The organism is Reyranella sp. GW821-FHT14A01 (genome assembly GCF_058803965.1).
The window spans coordinates 36889-57258 of the sequence record NZ_JBXAPM010000022.1; the positions used below are offsets into that span (position 1 = coordinate 36889).

At 66.5% G+C, this 20370-nt stretch carries 19 protein-coding genes; 10 read left to right on the top strand and 9 right to left on the bottom strand.

The window, feature by feature from the left end:
- The first annotated feature begins 19 nt into the window (after positions 1-19).
- The 3 genes from AC1ROX_RS28690 (at position 20) to AC1ROX_RS28700 (ending at position 3634) form a co-directional block, all read left to right on the top strand.
- Entirely contained in the window at positions 20-1297 is a 1278-nt protein-coding gene (locus AC1ROX_RS28690) for a carbohydrate porin (RefSeq protein WP_493131802.1), read from the top strand.
- Between the two features lie 16 nt (positions 1298-1313).
- Positions 1314-1847 carry a dihydrofolate reductase family protein gene (locus AC1ROX_RS28695; RefSeq protein ID WP_493131804.1) on the top strand — a complete coding sequence of 178 codons (534 nt, stop codon included), beginning with the start codon at positions 1314-1316 and terminating at the stop codon, positions 1845-1847.
- A 182-nt stretch (positions 1848-2029) separates the two neighbouring features.
- A complete protein-coding gene (locus AC1ROX_RS28700; protein WP_493131806.1) occupies positions 2030-3634 on the top strand; it encodes a B12-binding domain-containing radical SAM protein in 1605 nt (534 codons plus the stop codon).
- On the opposite strand, the gene AC1ROX_RS28705 is transcribed toward AC1ROX_RS28700, so the two are convergent.
- The 4 genes from AC1ROX_RS28705 to fsa are packed head-to-tail and all read right to left on the bottom strand — an operon-like array spanning position 3609 to position 6663.
- Complete coding sequence (locus tag AC1ROX_RS28705; RefSeq protein ID WP_493131808.1) at positions 3609-4316, bottom strand: aspartate/glutamate racemase family protein; 708 nt, start codon at positions 4314-4316, stop codon at positions 3609-3611. The genes AC1ROX_RS28700 and AC1ROX_RS28705 overlap by 26 nt on opposite strands.
- 3 nt (positions 4317-4319) lie before the next feature.
- Complete coding sequence (locus AC1ROX_RS28710; protein WP_493131810.1) at positions 4320-5252, bottom strand: tyrosine recombinase XerC; 933 nt, start codon at positions 5250-5252, stop codon at positions 4320-4322.
- A gap of 7 nt (positions 5253-5259) precedes the next feature.
- The gene (locus AC1ROX_RS28715) at positions 5260-5991 is read right to left on the bottom strand and encodes a DUF484 family protein (protein ID WP_493131812.1); all 732 of its coding nucleotides are present in this window, start codon (positions 5989-5991) and stop codon (positions 5260-5262) included.
- Positions 5992-6006: 15 nt separating this feature from the next.
- On the bottom strand, positions 6007-6663 hold the full coding sequence (fsa, locus tag AC1ROX_RS28720) for a fructose-6-phosphate aldolase (RefSeq protein WP_068192649.1): 657 nt from the start codon (positions 6661-6663) through the stop codon (positions 6007-6009).
- A 109-nt stretch (positions 6664-6772) separates the two neighbouring features.
- Here fsa and AC1ROX_RS28725 point away from each other — a divergent pair, with 109 nt between their 5' ends.
- From AC1ROX_RS28725 to AC1ROX_RS28755, 7 genes are all read left to right on the top strand, one after another.
- On the top strand, positions 6773-8944 hold the full coding sequence (locus AC1ROX_RS28725; RefSeq protein ID WP_493131814.1) for a primosomal protein N': 2172 nt from the start codon (positions 6773-6775) through the stop codon (positions 8942-8944).
- Positions 8945-9130: 186 nt separating this feature from the next.
- Positions 9131-9685 carry a F0F1 ATP synthase subunit delta gene (locus AC1ROX_RS28730; protein WP_493131816.1) on the top strand — a complete coding sequence of 185 codons (555 nt, stop codon included), beginning with the start codon at positions 9131-9133 and terminating at the stop codon, positions 9683-9685.
- Complete coding sequence (gene atpA / locus AC1ROX_RS28735; RefSeq protein ID WP_493131818.1) at positions 9685-11211, top strand: F0F1 ATP synthase subunit alpha; 1527 nt, start codon at positions 9685-9687, stop codon at positions 11209-11211. Before AC1ROX_RS28730 ends, atpA begins: the two co-directional genes overlap by 1 nt.
- Before the next feature lie 15 nt (positions 11212-11226).
- Positions 11227-12111: a F0F1 ATP synthase subunit gamma gene (locus AC1ROX_RS28740; RefSeq protein ID WP_493131820.1), complete on the top strand. Its 885-nt coding sequence runs from the start codon at positions 11227-11229 to the stop codon at positions 12109-12111.
- Positions 12112-12147: 36 nt separating this feature from the next.
- Complete coding sequence (gene atpD / locus AC1ROX_RS28745; protein ID WP_493131822.1) at positions 12148-13572, top strand: F0F1 ATP synthase subunit beta; 1425 nt, start codon at positions 12148-12150, stop codon at positions 13570-13572.
- 4 nt (positions 13573-13576) lie between these two features.
- Positions 13577-13990, top strand: coding sequence for an ATP synthase F1 subunit epsilon (gene atpC, locus AC1ROX_RS28750; protein ID WP_493131824.1), 414 nt, complete (start codon positions 13577-13579; stop codon positions 13988-13990).
- A gap of 113 nt (positions 13991-14103) precedes the next feature.
- Positions 14104-14922 carry a ferritin-like domain-containing protein gene (locus AC1ROX_RS28755; RefSeq protein ID WP_493131826.1) on the top strand — a complete coding sequence of 273 codons (819 nt, stop codon included), beginning with the start codon at positions 14104-14106 and terminating at the stop codon, positions 14920-14922.
- Between the two features lie 30 nt (positions 14923-14952).
- On the opposite strand, the gene AC1ROX_RS28760 is transcribed toward AC1ROX_RS28755, so the two are convergent.
- The 5 genes from AC1ROX_RS28760 to AC1ROX_RS28780 all read right to left on the bottom strand — a co-directional run bounded on the left by AC1ROX_RS28760 (position 14953) and on the right by AC1ROX_RS28780 (position 20331).
- Positions 14953-15438: an RNA pyrophosphohydrolase gene (locus AC1ROX_RS28760; RefSeq protein WP_493131828.1), complete on the bottom strand. Its 486-nt coding sequence runs from the start codon at positions 15436-15438 to the stop codon at positions 14953-14955.
- Positions 15439-15440: 2 nt separating this feature from the next.
- A complete protein-coding gene (locus AC1ROX_RS28765) occupies positions 15441-16592 on the bottom strand; it encodes a divergent polysaccharide deacetylase family protein (protein WP_493131830.1) in 1152 nt (383 codons plus the stop codon).
- A 21-nt stretch (positions 16593-16613) separates the two neighbouring features.
- Positions 16614-18011 carry a S41 family peptidase gene (locus tag AC1ROX_RS28770; RefSeq protein WP_493131832.1) on the bottom strand — a complete coding sequence of 466 codons (1398 nt, stop codon included), beginning with the start codon at positions 18009-18011 and terminating at the stop codon, positions 16614-16616.
- Between the two features lie 122 nt (positions 18012-18133).
- Positions 18134-19732: a 2,3-bisphosphoglycerate-independent phosphoglycerate mutase gene (gene gpmI, locus AC1ROX_RS28775; protein WP_493131834.1), complete on the bottom strand. Its 1599-nt coding sequence runs from the start codon at positions 19730-19732 to the stop codon at positions 18134-18136.
- Positions 19732-20331 (bottom strand): PM0630 family protein, encoded by a 600-nt coding sequence (locus AC1ROX_RS28780; RefSeq protein ID WP_493131836.1) that lies wholly within the window; start codon positions 20329-20331, stop codon positions 19732-19734. The genes gpmI and AC1ROX_RS28780 overlap by 1 nt, the downstream gene beginning before the upstream one ends.
- Positions 20332-20370: the final 39 nt, after the last annotated feature.

Genomic DNA, 20370 nt, shown 5'->3' on the forward strand with positions numbered 1-20370 from the left:
CGTGGGCCGGCGGGAGCGCATGCGTTCGGTTGTTTGGATTGGCGCACTGACCGCCCTGTTTTTTCCGCTCGCGGAAGCGGGAGCCCAAACCCCGGCCGAGGCCCAGGCCGAGGTGCAGGCGGCATACGACCCGGACGGTACGCGCCATGTCGGCAGAGTCCATAACCGGGTGCGGGCGGCCGAGGCGCGCGAGCAATATTTCCTCGACCAGGAATTCGACGACGCGTCCCGGCGCTACGCCCTGGCGAAGAAGGAGATCCAGAAGTCGACAGGCATCTTCTACTCGCTGACCTCGTCGGCCCTGGGCCAGTGGGGCACGCCCGGCAACGACTATGGCGCGGTGCAGGCCCAGTTCTCGCCGGCGGTGAACTGGAAGCTGTTCAAGGATCCCGAGCTCGGCGCCGGCTCCTTCCAGTTTGCCTACCTCGCGACCCAGTACTGGTCGGGCCAGACCGGCGCCAGCCTGCAGAACCGGCTCAACCTCAACAGCCAGGTCAACGACTATCCGATCAACCAGCTCACCTTCGCGCAGGTGAGCTACACGCACGACTTTCCCGGTCATTTCGTGTCGCTGACGGTGGGGCAGTTTCCCTTCACGAATTTCGACAGCAACGCCTACGCCAACAACGAGCAGGTCAACTTCATCGGCTATTCGCTGTCGCAGAACGGCAGCCAGAACTACTCGCAGGGCAGTCTCGGCGCCTACATCCAGGTCAACCCGACCAAGGAGATCGCTCTCGCCGCGGGTTTCCAGGACGCCAACAACGTCCTGCCGTCCAACTACATCCAGTTCAACACAGTGGGGCAGGGCCAGTATTCCTGGTTCCTCTACGGTGCTTGGTCGCCCCTCTCCGGGAAGCTGAACGGCGGCAGCTACTCGCTGTTCTACTACAACCTGCCGAGCGTCGAGATGCAGCCGCAGGCGAGCTCGGGCCTGTCGTTCAACGCCTCGCAGCCGTTCGGCAAGCATTGGGGCCTGTTCGTTCGCGCCAACACCGCGTGGAACTCGAGCCAGTACATCCAGTCGTCGATCGCGGGCGGCGCGGTCTACAACAATCCGCTGGGCCGCGCGCCGCTCGACCAGATCGGGCTGGGCTTTGCCTGGAACCGGGTCAACCAGACCCTCTATACCGACACCTTCGTGAACCCCAGCGAGACGATGGTCGAGCTTTACTGGTCGTGGTCGGTCAGGCACCTGTTGATCACGCCGGACGTTCAGCTCTATTTCCAGCCGGCGCTCACGCCGACACAGTCCATGGCGGCGGTCTTCTCGCTACGCGTGACGGTGCTGTTCTAGTTCTGGTGACGGATAGATGGCAAAGACGATCTGGCACTGTCACATCGCGATGTCGCTCGATGGCAAGATCGCGCGGGCCGACGGTTCGTTCGACTGGCTGGAGCGCTACCCGCCGCAGGAGTTCGGCTTCGGCGCCCTGATGGCGAGTATCGACGCGATCCTGATGGGACGCGACACCTACGAGGTCATGCGCGGCTTCGGCGACTGGCCCTATGGCGACAAGCAGACGATCGTCATGACGAACCGCCCGCTGGTCGATCCGCCGCCTTCCGTCGAAGCGCGCTCGGGCGATCTCGCGCTGGTGGCGGCCGAACTGGAAGCGCGCGGCTATGGGCGGGTCTGGGTCGAGGGCGGCGCCAAGGTGATCCGCGGCATGATCGCGGCCGGCAAGCTCGACATACTGGAGATGGCGATCGTCCCCATCGTGCTGGGCGACGGCATTCCGCTCATCGCGCCCGGCACGCCGGAGCTTAAGCTGACCTTGACGTCATGCGAGCCGCGCAGCGGTGGCGCGCTCCACGTCTGCTACGAAGCAATTACCTCCCAATAACGAGGTAAACGTCCAAATTGTGACTTCGTCCGCAGCGTGGCGGCACAGCAATTGTGCCGTGGCCCGCCGCGTGTTCAACTGGTCTGCGTTCTTCACCGGTGCTGTATGCGTAACGCATCGAACCCCGCCGTCCGATCGGCGGTTGCGGGTGGTTTTTCCTGACACCAAGCGAAGGAGCGGCCATGGCGACACCGAATGTTCTCATGATCTTTCCGCGCTTCAATCCGAACTCGTTCTGGAGCCTGCAGGCGGCTTGCGACATCCAGGGCGTCCGCTGTCCGGCGCCCCCGCTCGGCCTGATCACCCTGGCGGCGTTGCTGCCGCGCACCTGGAACATCAGGCTCGTCAACCGCAACGCCGAAGAACTCGACGCCGCCGATCTCGCCTGGGCCGACATGGTCATGACCGGCGGAATGATGCCGCAGCGCCTCGATTCGCTCGAAGTCATCCACCTGGCACAGGCGCAGGGCAAGCCGGTGGTGGTCGGCGGGCCCGATGCCATGTCCAGCCCCGAGGTCTTCGAGCATGCGGAATTCCTGGTCATCGGCGAGGCCGAGGGCCTCATCGACCGCTTCGTCGAAGCCTGGGAGTCCGGCGCGCGGACGGGAAGGTTCGAGGGCGAGAAGTTCAAGGCCGATATCACGACGAGCCCGATCCCGCGCTTCGACCTGCTGAACTTCAATCATTATCTCTTCGTCGGCGTGCAGTTCTCGCGCGGCTGTCCGTTCAACTGCGAGTTCTGCGACATCATCGAGCTGTTCGGCCGCGTGCCCCGCTCCAAGACGGTGCCGCAGATGCTGGCCGAGCTGCAGGCGCTGCACGATGCCGGCTATCGCGGCCATGTCGATTTCGTCGACGACAATCTCATCGGCAACAAGAAGGCGTTGAAGAAGTTCCTGCCCGCACTCGAGGCCTGGCAGAAGAGCACCGGCTATCCCTTCATGTTCTCGACCGAGGCGTCGATCAACCTGTCGGACGATGCCGAGTTGCTCGACTTGATGAAGCGGGCCAATTTCTTCGCCATCTTCGTGGGCATCGAAAGCCCCGATACCGCCACGCTCGTCTCGGCCCGCAAGAAGCAGAACACGCGCAGGAGCCTGGCCGAGAGCGTGCACAAGATCCACGCGGCAGGGATGATGGTGGTCGCGGGCTTCATCGTCGGCTTCGACACCGAGGAGCTTCGCGTCGCCGAGACGATGATCGACTGCATCGAGGCCACCGACATTCCGGTTTGCATGGTGGGGCTGCTGACGGCGTTGCCCTCGACCCAGTTGACCCGCCGCCTGGAGAAGGAGGGGCGACTGTTGCCCTTCTCCGACATTGGACTCGGCGACCAGTGCACGGCGGGACTGAATTTCGAGACCCGCCGCCCGCGCATCGACATTCTGAAGGACTATCGGGCGGTTCTCGAAGCGACCTATCGGCCCGCCGCCTACTTCGAGCGGGTTCGCAGATCGGGCCTCAACCTGCGACGCCCCAACCATCCCATAACGGCCCGGCCGGTCGTCAGCCCCCGCGATCGTAATACGCTACTCCGCCTGATGTGGCGCATGACGGTCGGCCGTCCGCTTCTCGCACCGCATTTCTGGCGCACCTTCATCGACATTGCCCGGCACAATCCGTCCGCTCTGGAGGTGGTGGTCATCCAGATCACGCTCTATCTCCATCTCGGACCCTTCGCGAAGACGGTCATGGCGGAGATCGACCGGCAGATAGGCGTCCTCGAGCGTGAACCACAACTTCAGCAACAGAAGCGCGACGCTAGGGTCCTGCAGCGGGCGGTGTAACGGCGCGCCGGAGTGCTGCGCGCGCCAGGAGCCGCGTCGAATCGAGCGTCGGCAAGGGCGAGTTGGCGTCGTTCATGATCAGCGGGATTTCCGTGCAGCCCAGGATGACCGCATCGCAGCCTTCGGCCTTCATGCGATCCATCACGCGCTGGTAGGCGGTGACGGCTTGCGGCGTGAACACGCTCTGGACCAGCTCCTCCATGATGATGCGGTTGGTCTCGTCGCGCTCGGCCTCGGTCGGCCGCAGCCATGCGAGTCCGCGGGCCTCGATCTTCTCCGGATAGACCTCGCTGTCGATCAGCCAGCGCGTGCCGGTGATGCCAAGCTTCCAGTAGCCACGTGCCGCGGCTTCGGCGGCGACCACCTCGGCGATGTGCAGCCAGGGCAGGGGCGAGCGCGGCAGCACGTGCTCCATCGCCTGATGGATCGTGTTGTCGGGGCAGATCAGGAAATCGGCGCCGGCGCTCGCGAGCTTGTTGGCCGAGGACAGCATAAGCTCGGCCACGCCGGCGCGATCGCCGCGATCCAGCCGCTCGACATAGTCGGCCAGCGAATGGGTGTGCATCGAGACTTCGGGATGGGCGTGCGGGCCCATCAACTGGCCGCCCTCGACGCAGATGGTCTTGTAGCAAAGCGCCGCGCCCTCGGCCGAGCAGGCGACGATTCCAATATGCTGCGGCATGGTTCAGCCTTTGGCGCGCGGATGGGCGGCGCGATAGACGGCGGCGAGGCGGGCCGAGTCGACGTCGGTGTAGCGCTGCGTCGTCGACAGCGAGGCGTGGCCCAGCAACTCCTGAATCGTGCGCAGGTCGCCGCCGGCGCCTAGCAGGTGCGTGGCGAAGGAATGGCGCAGCGCGTGCGGCGTCACGCTTTCGGCCAGGCCGAGCTCGCGGCGGATCTCGCGCACCCGCTTCTGCACGATGGCGGGATCGAGCGCGCCGCCGCGGGCGCCGACGAAGACGCGATCCGTGGGCTTGGCCGCGGCGAGCCATGGGCAGTTGTCGCGATAGGCTTTCAGGGCCTGCAGGGCCTGCGGCAGCAGCGGCACCAGCCGCGTCTTGTTGCCCTTGCCGGTGACCGAGAGCGTGTCGCGGCCGTTCTTTAGGAGATCGTCGACCTCAGCCTTGGTGAGCGACAGCGCCTCGCCGATACGCAGGCCGGCGCCGTAGAGCAGGATCAGCACCGCGGCATCGCGCTGGTCGATCCACGGCGCGCGGTCCTGGTCGGACTCGGCCTGCAGCACATCCTCCATGTCGCGCTCGCTCAGCGCCTTCGGCACGGAGCGCGGCAGCTTGGGCGTCTGGATGGTGGCGATGCTCGCATTGTGGGCGAGCTTGTTCTTGTCGAGGAAGCGGAAGAACGAGCGCACCGAGGAGAAGGCGCGTGCCGTCGAGGTGCGGGCCATGCCCTGGCGCGACCGCTCGGCCAGCCAGGCGCGGAACTCGGCGGGCTTCAGTCGGGCCAGCGCATCGAGCGTCGGTATCTCGCCGAGATAGGTCGCCATGAAACCAAGGAAGGTCGCGACGTCGTGCTCGTAGGCGGTGAGCGTGTGGACGGCGAGGCGGCGCTCGCTCTTCAGCCAGTCGCGCCACGCTTCCTGGGCGTCTGCGACGCTCACCCCGGTGTCACTCCGGCAGGTCGAGCCAGGCGCGGATGGTGTTCTCCAGCACCTTCGACAGGAAGAACAGGAGCTCGGTCGACATCTCCGGCCCGAAGGCTTCGGGATCGCGGGCGCCGAAGCACATGACACCGTCGGGCGAACCCGAGGAAACCTGCAGGCGCATCAGCACGTCGGACTTCACGAAGCGCGCGACGTCGCCGAAGAAGGCTTCCTCGCCCGCGATGTTGGAGCGCAGGCGGGCATGTTTGTCCGGACCGATGGCGGCATCGATGGCGCCCGGCGCCAGCACGTAGACGCCGCGCACGGGCACGCGCTTGGGCGCGTCGGCATTGGCCTCGATCGCCATCGTGATGAAATCGACATCGAGCAGCTCCGGCAGCTCGTGCGTCACGACGTGGATCATCTTCTCGAAGGTCGTCGCCTGGATGATGCTGATGACCGCCGCCTGGATGCGGTTCTGGACGATCTGGTTCTGCTTGGAGTTGGCGATGATCTCGGTGCGCTCGTCCTTGAGCTTTTCGATCTCGCCGCGCAGGCGCTTCAGGATCGCCTGCTGCATGTCGATGACGCCCGGCCCCTGGACCCGCGGCGTGACGCCCATCTCGGCGGCCAGCTCGCCGTGCTTGTCGAAGAAGTCGAGATGGGCCTTGAGATAGGCCACGACGTCGTCGGCGGTGATCAGCTTCACCTGCCGGCCCGAGCCGTCGGGCGCCGGAATCGTACCGTCACTGGCCATGCGCCCGCCTCCGGGTCAGAGGATCGACTGGCCGGTCTTGGCCCAGTCGTCGAGGAAGGCTTTTAGGCCATTGTCCGTCAGCGTGTGCTTGAAGAGCTGGCGCAGCACGTTGGGCGGCAGGGTGCCGACATGGGCGCCGAGCTTGGCGGCGGCGATCACATGCTGGGTATGGCGGATCGAGGCCACCAGCACCTCGGTCTTGAAGTGCGGATACTGCCGATAGATCGTCATGATCTCGCCGATGAGATGCATGCCGTCCTGGCCGATATCGTCGAGGCGGCCGACGAAGGGCGAGATGAAGGTGGCGCCGGCCTTGGCCGCCAGTAGTGCCTGCGCCGCCGAGAAGCACAGGGTGACGTTCACCATCGTGCCTTCGGAGGTCAGCACCTTGCAGGTCTTGAGCCCGTCGGGCGTCAGCGGCACTTTCACGGTGACGTTCTTGGCCAGCTTGGCGAGCTTGCGGCCTTCCTCGAGCATCGTCTTGTGGTCGGTCGCGACCGTTTCGGCGCTGACCGGGCCCGGGACGATGGCGCAGATCTCCTTGATCACGTCGAGCATCTGCCGGCCGGACTTGGCGATCAGCGAGGGGTTGGTCGTCACGCCGTCGAGCAGGCCGGAGGCAGCCAGATCCTTGATATCGGCGACATCGGCGGTATCGACGAAGAACTTCATATAAACTACCCCAATGGCCAGTGGTTCGAACTCGCCTGTTGCCACAATTTCTAGCGATTCCCCCTCGGAGCCACAAGCCAAGGGGGCCGCGTCGTCGCGTCTCGAACCGGTGGAAAACACGATCAAGGTCCTGCTGCCGCTGCCCCTCGGCGATGCCTACGATTATCGCGTCCCGGAAGGGATCGAGGTCCTGCCGGGGCATTTCGTCGTCGTGCCGCTGGGCAAGCGCGAAACCGTCGGCGTCGTCTGGGGCGAGGGCACGGGCGATGTCGCGCCGGAGAAGTTGCGCGATGTGATCGCGGTGTTGCCAGCACTGCCGATGGCCGATGCGATGCGCCGCTTCGTCGACTGGGTGTCGGCCTACACGCTGATGCCTGCAGGCGCCGTGCTGCGCATGGCGATGAGCGTGCCCTCGGCGCTCGAAGCACCCAAGACCGAGCTGGTCTATCGACCTGCCGTGCCGACCGACGATATGCCTCTCAAGCTCACCGCCGCGCGGCGTCGCGTGCTGGAGCAGTTGAAGGATGGTCCGGCGATGGCCGCCGCGGAACTGGCGCATCTCGCAGGCGTCGGCACGTCGGTCGTGAAGAGCATGGCAACACTCGGGCTGCTGGAAACGGTGGAGCGCATCGTCCGCCGGTCCTTTCCCCAACCGGACGGGCTGCATGCGGGACCGGTCCTGTCGCCAGCCCAGAAGATCGCCGCCGATGGGCTGGTCGAGAGAGTGAAGGCGCACAGCTTCTCCGCGACCCTGCTCGATGGCGTGCCCGGCGCGGGCAAGACCGAGGTGTATTTCGAAGCGATTGCGGCCTGCCTCGCCGCGGGCCGCCAGGTCCTGGTGCTGCTGCCCGAGATCGCGCTGACGGCACAGTGGCTGAAGCGCTTCGAGGACCGCTTCGGCGCCTTGCCATCGCCCTGGCATTCCGGCCTCACCAGCCTGGAGCGCCGCGAGACCTGGCGCGCCATTGCCGAGGCGCGCGTGGGCGTCGTGGTCGGTGCACGCTCTGCTTTGTTCCTGCCCTTTGCCAATCTCGGCCTCATCGTCGTCGACGAAGAGCATGACAGTTCGTTCAAGCAGGACGAGGGCGTCGTCTACAATGCGCGCGACATGGCGGTGGTGCGCGCGCGCCTTGCCTCCGCACCCATCGTCCTGGCGTCGGCGACGCCGTCGCTCGAGAGCGTCGTTAATGTGAAGAACGGCCGCTACGGCGAAGTGCATCTGCCGGGGCGTCACGGCGGGGCGCAGCTTGCAGCCCTGTCGGCCATCGATCTGCGGCGCCATCCGCCACCCCGCGCGCGCTGGCTGTCGCCGCCGGTGGTCGAGGCGATGAAGGAGACGCTGGCGGCCGGCGAGCAGACGCTGCTGTTCCTCAATCGCCGCGGCTATGCGCCGATCACGCTGTGCCGCGCCTGTGGCTCGGGCCTCGAATGTCCGCAATGCTCCGCCTGGCTGGTCGAGCATCGCTTTCGCCGCACCCTGGTCTGCCATCACTGCGGCTATTCCGAGCCGCCGGCGCAGACCTGCCGGCATTGCGGCGCGGTCGACCAGTTCGTTGCCTGCGGTCCCGGCGTCGAACGGCTGGCCGAGGAGGCATTGGAACTTTTCCCCGAGGCGCGACTCGAACTCTTCACCTCCGACAGCCTGATGAACCGCGACGAGGCCTCGGCAGCGGTCGATCGCATGGAGAAGGGTGAGATCGACATCCTGATCGGCACGCAGATGGCGGCGAAGGGCCATCATTTCCCCAATCTCACCCTGGTGGCCGTCATCGATGCCGATCTCGGCCTGAACGGCGGCGACCTGCGGGCCGCCGAGCGGACGTTCCAGCTCCTCTATCAGGTGGCGGGCCGGGCGGGCCGCGATGGAAGGCCGGGCCGGGCCCTGATCCAGACCCACAATCCCGAACATCCCGTCATGCAGGCGCTGGTGTCCGGCGATCGCGACCGCTTCGTGGAGGTCGAGCTTCATGATCGCGTGACGGCGGGCATGCCGCCCTATGGGCGGCTGGCTTCGCTGATCATTTCCGGGCCGGACCCGGTCGCGGTCGACAATGTCTGCGCCGCGCTGGCCCGCCAGGCGCCGCAGCGGGAGGGCGTCACCATCCTGGGGCCGTCGGTCGCACCGATGGCCCTGCTGCGCGGCCGGCACCGGCGCCGCTTCCTTCTGAAGGCCGGCCGCGACACGGCCGTGCAGCCTTTACTGCATGCCTGGCTGGAAAGGATCGGCCTGCCGGGCTCAGTCCGCCTGCAGGTCGATGTCGACCCTTATTCCTTCCTTTGACCCTCTGCGCCGAAAAACCGCTGTAGAACAGGGCCTTGCCGCCGTTGCGCCGGGAAATGCAGCATGGTAGCAACGCGCGCTTTTCCGGGGTGGGGCGGCAAGCGACGCGGCGCGTTCTGCTAGGGAAAAGGTAGTGAATTCAATGGCTTGCCGGCTGCGTTCCGCAGCAGGGGAGAGGCTCTCGACGTGACCACCGCAACCACCGGCGTTGCCGGACGCTACGCCAGCGCCCTTTTTGATCTCGCGGACGACGCAAAGTCCCTCGATCAGGTCGCGCAGGACCTGGCCACTTTCCGCAAGCTCGTCGCCGAGAGCGCGGACCTCGCCCGGATGATCGCCAGCCCGGTCATTCCGCGCGCCCTGCAGGGCAAGGCGCTGCTGGCCGTTCTCGACGCCACCGGCATTTCGGGTCTGACACGCAATTTCGTCGGCACCGTGGCGGCCAACGGCCGCGCCCGCGACCTGCCGGCCATGGCCTCGGCCTTCCTGGCCGAACTGGCGGCCCGCCGTGGCGAGACCACCGCGATCGTCACCTCGGCCGTTCCGCTTTCCCCCGACCAGTTGCAGCAGCTCAGCGACTCGCTGCGCTCGGTTCTGGGCAGTAACAAGGTTTCCATCGACGCGCGCGTCGAACCCGACATTCTCGGCGGTCTCGTCGTGAAGGTCGGTTCGCGCCTGTTCGATTCATCCGTCCGCAGCAAGCTGCAGCGCTTGCAGCTTGCCATGAAGGGAGTTGCCTAATGGATATCCGTGCCGCCGAAATCTCGGCCATTCTGAAGCAGCAGATCGCCAATTTCGGCACCGAGGCCGAAGTGGCCGAGGTCGGCCAGGTCCTCTCGGTCGGTGACGGCATCGCGCGCGTCTACGGCCTCGACAGCGTCAAGGCCGGCGAGATGGTCGAGTTCCCGGGCGGCATCAAGGGCATGGCGCTCAACCTCGAGAGCGACAATGTCGGCGTCGTTATCTTCGGTGAAGACCGCACGATCCGCGAAGGCGACACCGTCAAGCGTACCGGCACCATCGTCGATGTCCCGGTCGGCAAGGGCCTGCTCGGCCGCGTGGTCGACGGTCTCGGCAACCCGATCGACGGCAAGGGCCCGATCGTGGCGGCCGAGCGCAAGCTCGTCGAAGTGAAGGCGCCCGGCATCATTCCGCGCAAGTCGGTGAACGAGCCGATGCAGACCGGCCTCAAGGCCGTCGACTCGCTGGTGCCGGTCGGCCGTGGCCAGCGCGAGCTGATCATCGGTGACCGCCAGACCGGCAAGACCGCCGTCGCCATCGACACCTTCCTGAACCAGAAGGGCATCAACAAGGGCACCGACGAGAGCCGCAAGCTCTACTGCGTCTACGTCGCGATCGGCCAGAAGCGCTCGACCGTCGCCCAGATCGTGAAGACGCTCGAGGACAACGGCGCGCTGGAATACTCCATCGTCGTCGCCGCCACCGCGTCCGATCCCGCGCCCATGCAGTTCCTCGCGCCCTACACCGGCTGCGCCATGGGCGAGTACTTCCGCGACAACGGCATGCACGCCGTGATCGTGTATGACGATCTTTCCAAGCAGGCCGTCGCCTATCGCCAGATGTCGCTGCTGCTGCGCCGCCCGCCGGGCCGCGAAGCCTATCCCGGCGACGTGTTCTATCTCCATTCGCGCCTGCTCGAGCGCGCCGCCAAGCTGAACGAGAAGAACGGCTCGGGCTCGCTGACGGCGCTGCCGATCATCGAGACGCAGGCCGGCGACGTGTCGGCCTACATCCCGACCAACGTGATCTCGATCACCGACGGCCAGATCTTCCTCGAGACCGAGCTCTTCTATCAGGGCATCCGTCCCGCCATTAACGTCGGTCTCTCGGTCAGCCGCGTCGGCTCGGCCGCGCAGATCAAGGCGATGAAGCAGGTCGCCGGCACCATCAAGCTGGAGCTGGCGCAGTATCGCGAGATGGCCGCCTTCGCCCAGTTCGCCTCGGACCTCGACGCCTCGACCCAGCGCCTGCTCGCGCGCGGCCAGCGCCTGACCGAGCTCCTGAAGCAGGGCCAGTTCGTGCCGATGCCGGTCGAAGAGCAGGTGATCTCGCTCTATTCCGGCACCCGCGGCTTCCTCGACACGCTGCCGGTCGGCCGCATCAACGAGTTCGAGCGCCAGATGCTCGACGCCGTCCGTGCCGAGGGCTCCATCCTCGCCTCGATCCGCGAGAAGCGCGAAATCGTCAAGGAGACCGACGACAAGCTGAAGGCGTTCCTCGCCGACTTCGTCAAGAAGTTCGCCTAACTCCCGAAGGTTTCGATGCCTAGCCTCAAGACCTTCCGCCTCAGGATCCGAAGCGTCCAGTCGACGCAGAAGATCACCAAGGCCATGAAGATGGTCGCAGCCGCCAAGCTGCGGCGCGCGCAGGAGCAGGCCGCCGCGGCCCGCCCCTATGCGGAATCCATGGACAAGATCCTGGCGTCGCTCGGCGCGAGCTTCCAGGGCTCTGCCGGCGGTCCGCGCCTGCTGGTGGGCACCGGTTCCGACCAGGTGCACCTCGTCATCGTCGCCACCGGCGACCGTGGCCTCTGCGGCGGCTTCAACAGCACGATCGTGCGCGAGGCGCGCCGCCAGATCCGCGCGCTACTGAACGAAGGCAAGACGGTCAAGATCTTCTGCGTCGGCCGCAAGGGCCGCGACCAGCTCCGTCGCGACTTCGGCGCGCTGATCGTCGAGACGATCACCGATCTCGGCCGTCCGCGCCTGTCCTTCGGTGATGCCGAGAAGGTCACGGCGCGCGTCATGGAAATGTACGAGGCGGGCGAATTTGACGTCGCCAAGGTGATCTTCAATCACTTCAAGTCGGCGATGACCCAGGTCGTCACCGTGCAGCAGCTCATCCCGCCGCCGATGCCGGAAGCTTCGGCTGCACCGGCCGCCGCCGGCGGCGCGATCTACGAGTTCGAGCCGGACGAGGGAGAGATCCTCGCCGACCTGCTGCCGCGCAATCTCACCGTCCAGATCTTCCGCATCCTGCTGGAGAACTCGGCGAGCTTCTACGGTTCGCAGATGACGGCCATGGACAATGCCTCGCGCAACGCAGGCGACGTGATCAAGAAACTGACGCTGCAGATGAACCGCTCGCGCCAGGCCTCGATCACCAAGGAACTCATCGAGATCATCTCGGGCGCCGAGGCCGTCTAGGCCGGCTGCCACGCAATCGAAGGAAAGGGATCCGCTATGGCTACCAACAACATCGGCACGATCACCCAGATCACGGGCGCGGTCATCGACGTGCGCTTCGACGCCGACCTGCCGAACATCCTGAATGCGCTGCACGTGAATGCCGACGGACGCCTGATCGTGCTGGAAGTCGCCCAGCATCTCGGTGAATCCGAGGTTCGCACCATCGCGATGGATACGACCGACGGTCTGGTCCGCGGCGAGAAGGCGGTCGATACCGGCTCTCCGATCCAGATGCGGGTCGGTCCGGAGACGCTCGGCCGCATCCTGAACGTCATCGGCGAGCCGATCGACGAGCGCGGCCCGGTCGGCAACAAGACCACGCTGCCGATCCATCGTAGCGCGCCCGAGTTCATCGAGCAGTCGACGGAAGCGCAGATCCTGGTCACCGGCATCAAGGTCATCGACCTGCTCGCGCCCTACGCCAAGGGCGGCAAGATCGGCCTGTTCGGCGGCGCCGGCGTCGGCAAGACCGTGACGATCATGGAGCTGATCAACAACGTCGCGAAGGCGCATGGCGGCGTGTCGGTGTTCGCCGGCGTCGGCGAGCGTACCCGCGAGGGCAACGACCTCTATCACGAGATGATCGAGGGCGGCGTCATCAAGCTCGACGGTCCGGGCTCGAAGGTGGCGCTGGTGTACGGCCAGATGAACGAGCCGCCGGGCGCCCGCGCCCGTGTCGCGCTGTCGGGCCTCACCGTCGCCGAGTACTTCCGCGACGCCGAAGGCCAGGACGTGCTGTTCTTCGTCGACAACATCTTCCGCTTCACGCAGGCCGGCTCGGAAGTGTCGGCGCTGCTCGGCCGTATCCCGTCGGCGGTGGGTTATCAGCCGACCCTGGCGACCGACATGGGCGGTCTGCAGGAGCGCATCACCTCGACCAAGAAGGGCTCGATCACCTCGGTGCAGGCCATCTACGTGCCCGCCGACGACTTGACCGATCCGGCGCCTGCCGCGTCGTTCGCCCACTTGGATGCGACGACCGTGCTCAGCCGCTCGATCGCCGAGCAGGCGATCTTCCCGGCCGTCGATCCGCTCGACTCGACCTCGCGCATGCTCGACCCGCGCGTCGTCGGCCAGGAGCACTACGAAACCGCCCGCTCGGTGCAGCGCGTGCTGCAGCAGTACAAGTCGCTGCAGGACATCATCGCCATCCTGGGCATGGACGAGCTCTCGGAAGAGGACAAGCTGGTCGTGAGCCGCGCCCGCAAGATGCAGCGCTTCCTCAGCCAGCCGTTCCACGTGGCCGAAGTGTTCACCGGCACGCCGGGCGTGTTCGTGAAGCTCGAGGACACGATCAAGGCGTTCAAGGGCATCCTCGCCGGCGAATACGACGATCTGCCGGAGCCGGCCTTCTACATGGTCGGAACCATCGAGGAAGCCGTCACCAAGGCCAAGAAGCTCGCGGCCGAGGCGGCCTAAGCAGATGGCCAAGGTCTCCTTCCGTCTGGTGATGCCCGAGCGCGAGCTGCTCGCGACCGAGGCCGACATGGTCGTCGTCCCGGGCAGCGAAGGCGACTTCGGCGTCCTGCCGGGCCACGCTCCGCTGGTCTCGACGGTTCGCCCCGGCGTCCTCGAGGTCTACCAGGGCAACAAGGTCCAACAGCGCTTCCTGGTGGCCGGCGGCTTCGCCGAGGTCACGCCGGAGCGTTGCACGGTTCTGGCCAACGAGGCGGTGCCCTTCGAGCAGGTCACCGTCGCGCAGCTCGACGATCGCGAGCGCACGGCCCGCAACGACATTACTGACGCCGCCACGCCCGCCGAGAAGGCCGCCGCCGAGAAGAACCTGGCCATCGCCCAGGATCTGAAGCGTGCGCAGGCCTTCTACGCCAGCCGCTGATTTCAGCGCCACTGCGCATTTTTCAGTCGAAAAGTGCACCGGTCTGCCATTGAAAGGCGGGCCGGAGGTGGCTTTATTACGCTGGAAAGACAACGCGCCGAGGGTGCTTGTTCATGGGTAACTGGACACTCGAGACGATCGCCTGGGATCGCTTCGATGCGTCGAAGGTGGATTCCGAAATTCTCCGCAACATCAAGGCGGCGGCCCTGGTGGAGCGGAACGGTGCCGACTACGGAATCTATCTCAGCCGCGTCTTTGCCGACGATCCCGAATTCATGAACGCCGTCGACAACTGGGTGGTCGAGGAGATCCAGCACGGCATGGCGCTCGGCCGCTGGGCCCAGCTTGCCGATCCGTCGTGGGATTTCGACGCCGCCTTCGAGCGCTTCCGTACCGGCTACAAGCTGCCGCTTCACGTGAGCGAATCGGTGCGCGGCAGCCAGGCCGGCGAGATGATCGCCCGCTGCATCGTCGAGACCGGCACCAGCTCCTATTACAGCGCCCTCAAGGATGCGACCGAGGAGCCGGTGCTGAAGCAGGTCTGCCAGAAGATCGCGGCCGACGAGTTCCGTCACTACAAGCTGTTCTACGAACATCTCAATCGCTGCCTCCGGCGCGACCGTCTGAACCGCTGGTCCCGCCTGCGCATCGGTTGGGGCCGCCTCGCCGAGAGCGAGGACGACGAGCTGGCCTATGCCTATTTCGCCGCCAACGAACCGCTGGATGCGGTCTACGACCGCAAGCGCAATATGCAGGCCTATGCACGGCGCGCCTATCCGCTGTACCGCCAGACCCACGTGCAGCGCGCCATGGCGATGGTGCTGAAGGCCATCGGGCTGGAGCCGCAGGGCCGCCTCAACAACCTGATGACCCGCGCGGGCCTGTGGTTCCTGCGCCGCAACGCCGCCAAGCTGGCGTCGCTGGGGGCTTAGAAAAATAACTCCATCGTCTCGACGGTTTTCCTACGAGATCAGATCCGAGAATTCCTCGAACACCGCGTCGTAGACGGCCTTCTTGAACGGCACGATCAGCGTCGATAACTCACCGGGCGCGATCCAGCGCCAGGCGGCGAATTCCTGGTCGTGGGCATCGATGTCGATGTCGGCATCCGTGCCGGTGAAGGAGAGCGCAAACCACTTCTGCGCCTGGCCGCGCCAGCGGCCCTTCCAGTGGGCCGGCCGCCGGTCCTCCGGCACGTCGTAGGAGATCCAGCCGGCGCTCTCGCGCAGCAGCAGCGCCTTGGTCGTGCCGACCTCCTCGTGCAGTTCGCGGCAGGCGGCTTCCAGCGGCGTCTCGCCCTTGTCGATGCCGCCCTGGGGCATCTGCCAGGCATCGGGCTGGTTGACGCGGCAGCCGACGAAGACGCGCCGGTCCGGGGCGATCAGCATCAGGCCGACATTGCGGCGATATTCCTCGGGGCGGCCGTTTACAGTTGGAGGCGTGGGCATGATCAGGGGCGGAGCTGGGCAGGTTGCGCCTTCATGCGGGTCATGCAGGCATCGCGGCATTCGAAATGCCCGATGATCGGCACGAATGACAAGGTGGTTTTTCCTTCGTGCCCCTTGTACCAGGCGGCAATCGCGGTGATCGCGTCATCGTCCGGTTGCACGACACCGAAGGCATGGCGCGGCACGCGGTCGGCAGAGGCCTCGGCGACCCACGCGCCCAGCCGGTCGAGGTTGCCGCCCACACCGTCGCCCGAGAGCTTGTAGTCGAGCACGTCGGTGCTGCGGGCGTAGCCGACGCCCAGCTCCTCGGTCAGGCGCTGGATCGGAGTCGTGCCCGGCGTCGGATTGACCTCGATCAGCCCGAGGCCGCGATCGGCGATCTCCATGACCAGCGGCCGCATCACCGTCTCCGACTGCGCGGCGCGGCCGGGCGGCGAGATCACGAGGCCTGCATAGCCCTCGCCGCGCGCCAAAGTGGCGCGCAGGCGGCGCAGGTTCTCCGGACCGTCGACGGTGGCCTCGATCGGGCGGACACCGCGCTCGGCGACGGCGGGATCGTCCATCGGCAGCATCAGGTAGCTCTCGTGGCCGAACAGACGGGCCTGGGCCAGCCAGCGCGGCAGGTCGGGCGTGCCGGGCAGGAACGCCAGGCTGACCTCGGGCGGGAGATCCTCGATCGCGCGCCGCATCGCGGCCTCGTTGAGGCCGACGTTGATCACGAGAAGGCCGAGGCGCGCCGGCGGGCCGGCCGGATCGAAGCGCCGTGCCTGGGCGATCCATGGCATCCATCCGGACGGCGAGACGCGCGGCAGGCGAAGGCCGTCATCGGTCGTCTCGACCATCGCGGTGAGTTCTTCGGCCGGCAGCTTGCGGAATCCCAACGGTCCCGCCGGGCGGCGCGGGGGCAGGGGCAGCGACTGGATTTCCGACGGGGCCGATGTCGATACCGCCGGGGCGTCGTCGGGAGGCGTGGCCTGCGGAGAGGCCGCCACGGCACTGTCGACGATGTGCGGCGTCTTCGCGTCGAGATCGCCAAAGGCGATGCCGGCAGCGCCCGCGATCAGTCCCAGGACCAGAAGGTACGCTGCGGCCAGGCCCCGGGGGCCTGGCCGTTTCCTTGCGACTATGGCGACGCGCCGGCCCGAACTGGCCATGGCGTCATCCTCGACGACCGATCAGTTGGCCTTCCCGCTGTAGAGCGAGATGCCGCGGATCAGGTCGGCCGCGCGCAGCAGCTGGTAGTCGGCAGCCTGCTCCTTCGGCGGCTCGTCCGGATCGCCCGACGGCGTCGCCTGCGGCGTCTGGGCCGCCTTGTCGTCGGTCTTGTCGCCCGGCTTGCCGGCTTCCGGCTTGGCATCGCCCGGCTTGGCCTGCGGCGGCGGCGGGACGACCGGCTTGTCGTTCGGGTTGGTGATCGAGCGGCGCAGATTCTCCTCGCGGAAGCTCGAGCGCTGCTGGATGTTCTCGATCTTCGCGGGCTCGACCTCGATGTCCGGCTTGATGCCTTCCTTCTGGATCGAGCGGCCCGACGGCGTGAAGTAGAGCGCCGTGGTCAGGCGGATCGCGCCGCCGCCGGTCACCTGCATGATGGTCTGGACCGAGCCCTTGCCGAACGAGCGCGTGCCGAGGACGATCGCGCGGCGATGATCCTGCAGCGCGCCGGCCACGATTTCCGAGGCCGAGGCCGAGCCGCCGTTCATCAGCACGACGATCGGCAGGCCGCCCGCGACGTCGCCGGGCTTGGCGTTCCAGCGCTGGACGTCGTCGTTCTTGCGCGCCTTGACCGAGACGATCTCGCCCTTGTCGAGGAAGGCGTCCGACATCGCGATCGCCTGGTCGAGCAGGCCGCCCGGGTTGTTGCGCAGGTCGATGATGTAGCCCTTGAGCTTGTTGCCGGCTTCCTTCTTGAGCTTCTCGACGGCGTCGAGCACGCCGGGCGTCGTCTGCTCGGTGAAGGAGGTGACGCGGATGTAGCCGATGTCGCCGCCTTCGAGGCGGAACTTGACCGGCTTCACCTTGATGGTCTCGCGGGTCAGCGAGACGTCGAACGGGTCCTTGGTGCCGCGGCGGATCGAGACCTTGATCGGCGTGCCGACCTTGCCGCGCATCTTCTCGACGGCTTCCTGCAGGGTGAGGCCCTGCACCGGCTCGCCGTCCAGCGCGAAGATCAGGTCACCCGGCTGGATGCCCGCCTTGGCGGCGGGCGTATCGTCGATCGGCGACACGACCTTGATGACACCGTTGTCCATCGTGACCTCGATGCCGAGGCCGCCGAACTCACCCTTCGTCTGGACCTGCATGTCCTTGTACGACTTCGGGTTCATGTAGCTCGAATGCGGATCGAGCGCGCTCAGCATGCCGTTGATGGCATTCTCGATGAGCTGCTTCTCTTCCACCGGCTCGACATAGTCGCGGCGGATGCGCTCCAGCACGTCGCCGAACAGGTTGAGCTGCTGGTAGAGCTCACTCTTGTCGCCGCCGGCGGCCTTCGGATCGGCCTTGTCCTGCGCGAAGGCGGGAGCGGCCAGGAAAGCCACAGCCGTGGCGAGTGAAGCTAAGCGCAGAAAGGTCATTTGGGTGCCTTCAGGAGGGAAGTCGCCGGGAGCTTGGAGGCCCGGCGATCCGGTGTTTTAGCGTTGGAGGAGGATACAGGGGCGTCTTTGGCAGGATCAAGGCGCCGGGGCCCGGCGCCGCTTCACAAATCAGGCAGAGGCTGCGGCCGCTGGGCGCGGGTCGCCAGGACGGTCGGCCGGGAGGCCGTCGAAAGCATCGACTTGCCGGTCATTTCCGCAGGCTGCGGCACACCCATCAGGGCCAGCATCGTCGGCGCGACGTCCGCCAGCTTGCCGTCGGCCAGCGAATGGACCGAGGCCGGGGCATTGAACAGCAGGGCGGGCACGCGATTCAGCGTGTGCTGCGTGTGTTTCTGGTGCGACTGCTCGTCGTACATCTGCTCGGCATTGCCATGGTCGGCGGTGACGAACATGATGCCGCCGGCCGCCTGGATGGCCTGCATCAGCCGGCCGAGGCAGCCATCGACGGCTTCGACCGCTTTGGTCGCCGCGCCGAGGTCGCCGGTATGGCCCACCATGTCGGTGTTGGCGTAGTTGACCACGATCAGGTCGAACTTGCCCGAGCCGATCGCCTCGACGAGCTTGTCGGTGACTTCCGGCGCGCTCATCTCCGGCTTCAGGTCGTAGGTCTTCACCTTGGGCGACGGGACCAGGATGCGCTCCTCGCCGTCGAACACGCGCTCCTCGCCGCCGTTGAAGAAGAAGGTGACGTGCGCGTATTTCTCCGTCTCGGCGATGCGAAGCTGCTTCAGGCCGGCGCGCGACACCGTCTCGCCGAGGCCCATCTTGATGATCTCGGGCGGGAACAGCGTCTGCAGGAACGGATTGAGCGCGGCCGAATAGTCGACCATGCCGACCTTGGTCGCGAAGTTGACGACCCTGTTGCGGTTGAAGCCGTCGAAGCGCGGATCGAGCAGCGCCGTCAGGATCTGGCGCGCGCGATCGGAGCGGTAGTTGAACATCAGGAGGCCGTCGCCGTCCTTCATGCCGGTGTAGCCGTCGATCACCGTCGGCAGCACGAACTCGTCGTCGAGCTTGGCGGCATAGGCCTTGTCGACGGCTTCCGTCGGGGTCGTCGCGCGCTCGCCCTTGGCATCGACCATCGCGTCATAGGCGAGCGTCACGCGCTCCCAGCGCTTGTCGCGGTCCATGGGATAGAAGCGGCCGGACACGGTGGCGAAGCGGATCGGCAGGCCGGGCTTCAGGCCCGCCTGGATATGGTCGAGGCATTCCAGCGCGCTGCGCGGCGGCATGTCCCGCCCGTCGAGGAAAGCGTGGATCCACACCGGCACGCCCTGGCCGGCAAACAGGTTGGCGAGGAACACCAGATGATCCTGGTGGGCATGCACGCCGCCCGGCGAGGCAAGGCCCAGCAGGTGCAGCGGGGCGCCGCTTTTCTTCAGGGTGGCGATCGTTTCGATGAGGATCGGGTTCTTCGCCAGCGAGCCGTCTTCAATGGCATTGTCGATGCGCGGCAGGTCGGGCACGGCGACTCGGCCGGCGCCCAGGTTCATGTGGCCGACCTCGGAATTGCCCATCTGGCCCTTGGGCAGGCCGACGAAACTTTCGGAGGCGTCGATCAGCCCCTGCGGGCAGGTGGCGACCAGCCGGTCGAAGTTCGGCGTGCTTGCGTCCAGGATCGCATTGTTCGTCGGATCGGGGCGATGGCCCCAGCCGTCGAGGATACAGAGCAGGACGGGGCGCGGAGCATTGCCGGCCATCACGAGGCCTTCCGTGGCTGCGGCTGGGCGCGCTCGACGGCGTTGAACTTGTTGGGGCAGCTCAGCTCGCGCGGATCGGTATTGGGATTCTGGTCGGGCACTTCGATGGCGCAGAACACGAACTCGCCGCGCGGCTCGCCGTCGATGCTGACGTCATAGGTGTAGGTGCCGGGCGGGTCGCCCGGGATGATGCACCAGGAACGCTGCAGCACACCGTCCTGCACCGTCTCGAGCATGCGCGTCGTGGCCTTGGTCTTGTCGGCGCTGACCTCGGTCTCGGGACCGGCGATCACCTGCTCGGCCGGTTGCGAGGTGGTCAGGACCTCGCGCAACGACACGACGCGGTTGGGGCCGCCGAGATACATGCGCCAGCCGAAGCAGGCGCGATGGAACAGCAGCGGGATGGCGTTGGTCTCGTAGTGGCGCTGCTTGCCGTCCTCGCCGGTGATCGACACGTACGGGATGCTGCGCACCGACTTCACCGCCGGCTTTTCGACGGGCTTGGCCGGCGGCGTCGACTGGGCCATCGCAGCCGTCGAGGCGGCGGTCAGGAGGAGGGCGGAGGAGGCGGCCAGGAGCCACCGGGAAATTGGGTGCATGGTCGCCAATGTAGCCCCGGTTTTTCGTCAGAACAGAGG

What these genes read in the sequence shown, in the direction of transcription:
- AC1ROX_RS28705 (WP_493131808.1), bottom strand. Translation starts at nt 4,316, where the DNA reads ATGCCGCAGCATATTGGAATCGTCGCCTGCTCGGCCGAGGGCGCGGCG.
- atpA (WP_493131818.1), top strand. Translation starts at nt 9,685, where the DNA reads ATGGATATCCGTGCCGCCGAAATCTCGGCCATTCTGAAGCAGCAGATC.
- fsa (WP_068192649.1), bottom strand. Translation starts at nt 6,663, where the DNA reads ATGAAGTTCTTCGTCGATACCGCCGATGTCGCCGATATCAAGGATCTG.
- gpmI (WP_493131834.1), bottom strand. Translation starts at nt 19,732, where the DNA reads ATGGCCGGCAATGCTCCGCGCCCCGTCCTGCTCTGTATCCTCGACGGC.
- AC1ROX_RS28695 (WP_493131804.1), top strand. Translation starts at nt 1,314, where the DNA reads ATGGCAAAGACGATCTGGCACTGTCACATCGCGATGTCGCTCGATGGC.
- AC1ROX_RS28690 (WP_493131802.1), top strand. Translation starts at nt 20, where the DNA reads ATGCGTTCGGTTGTTTGGATTGGCGCACTGACCGCCCTGTTTTTTCCG.
- AC1ROX_RS28760 (WP_493131828.1), bottom strand. Translation starts at nt 15,438, where the DNA reads ATGCCCACGCCTCCAACTGTAAACGGCCGCCCCGAGGAATATCGCCGC.
- AC1ROX_RS28780 (WP_493131836.1), bottom strand. Translation starts at nt 20,331, where the DNA reads ATGCACCCAATTTCCCGGTGGCTCCTGGCCGCCTCCTCCGCCCTCCTC.
- atpD (WP_493131822.1), top strand. Translation starts at nt 12,148, where the DNA reads ATGGCTACCAACAACATCGGCACGATCACCCAGATCACGGGCGCGGTC.
- AC1ROX_RS28755 (WP_493131826.1), top strand. Translation starts at nt 14,104, where the DNA reads ATGGGTAACTGGACACTCGAGACGATCGCCTGGGATCGCTTCGATGCG.
- AC1ROX_RS28770 (WP_493131832.1), bottom strand. Translation starts at nt 18,011, where the DNA reads ATGACCTTTCTGCGCTTAGCTTCACTCGCCACGGCTGTGGCTTTCCTG.
- AC1ROX_RS28765 (WP_493131830.1), bottom strand. Translation starts at nt 16,592, where the DNA reads ATGGCCAGTTCGGGCCGGCGCGTCGCCATAGTCGCAAGGAAACGGCCA.
- AC1ROX_RS28715 (WP_493131812.1), bottom strand. Translation starts at nt 5,991, where the DNA reads ATGGCCAGTGACGGTACGATTCCGGCGCCCGACGGCTCGGGCCGGCAG.
- AC1ROX_RS28740 (WP_493131820.1), top strand. Translation starts at nt 11,227, where the DNA reads ATGCCTAGCCTCAAGACCTTCCGCCTCAGGATCCGAAGCGTCCAGTCG.
- AC1ROX_RS28700 (WP_493131806.1), top strand. Translation starts at nt 2,030, where the DNA reads ATGGCGACACCGAATGTTCTCATGATCTTTCCGCGCTTCAATCCGAAC.
- atpC (WP_493131824.1), top strand. Translation starts at nt 13,577, where the DNA reads ATGGCCAAGGTCTCCTTCCGTCTGGTGATGCCCGAGCGCGAGCTGCTC.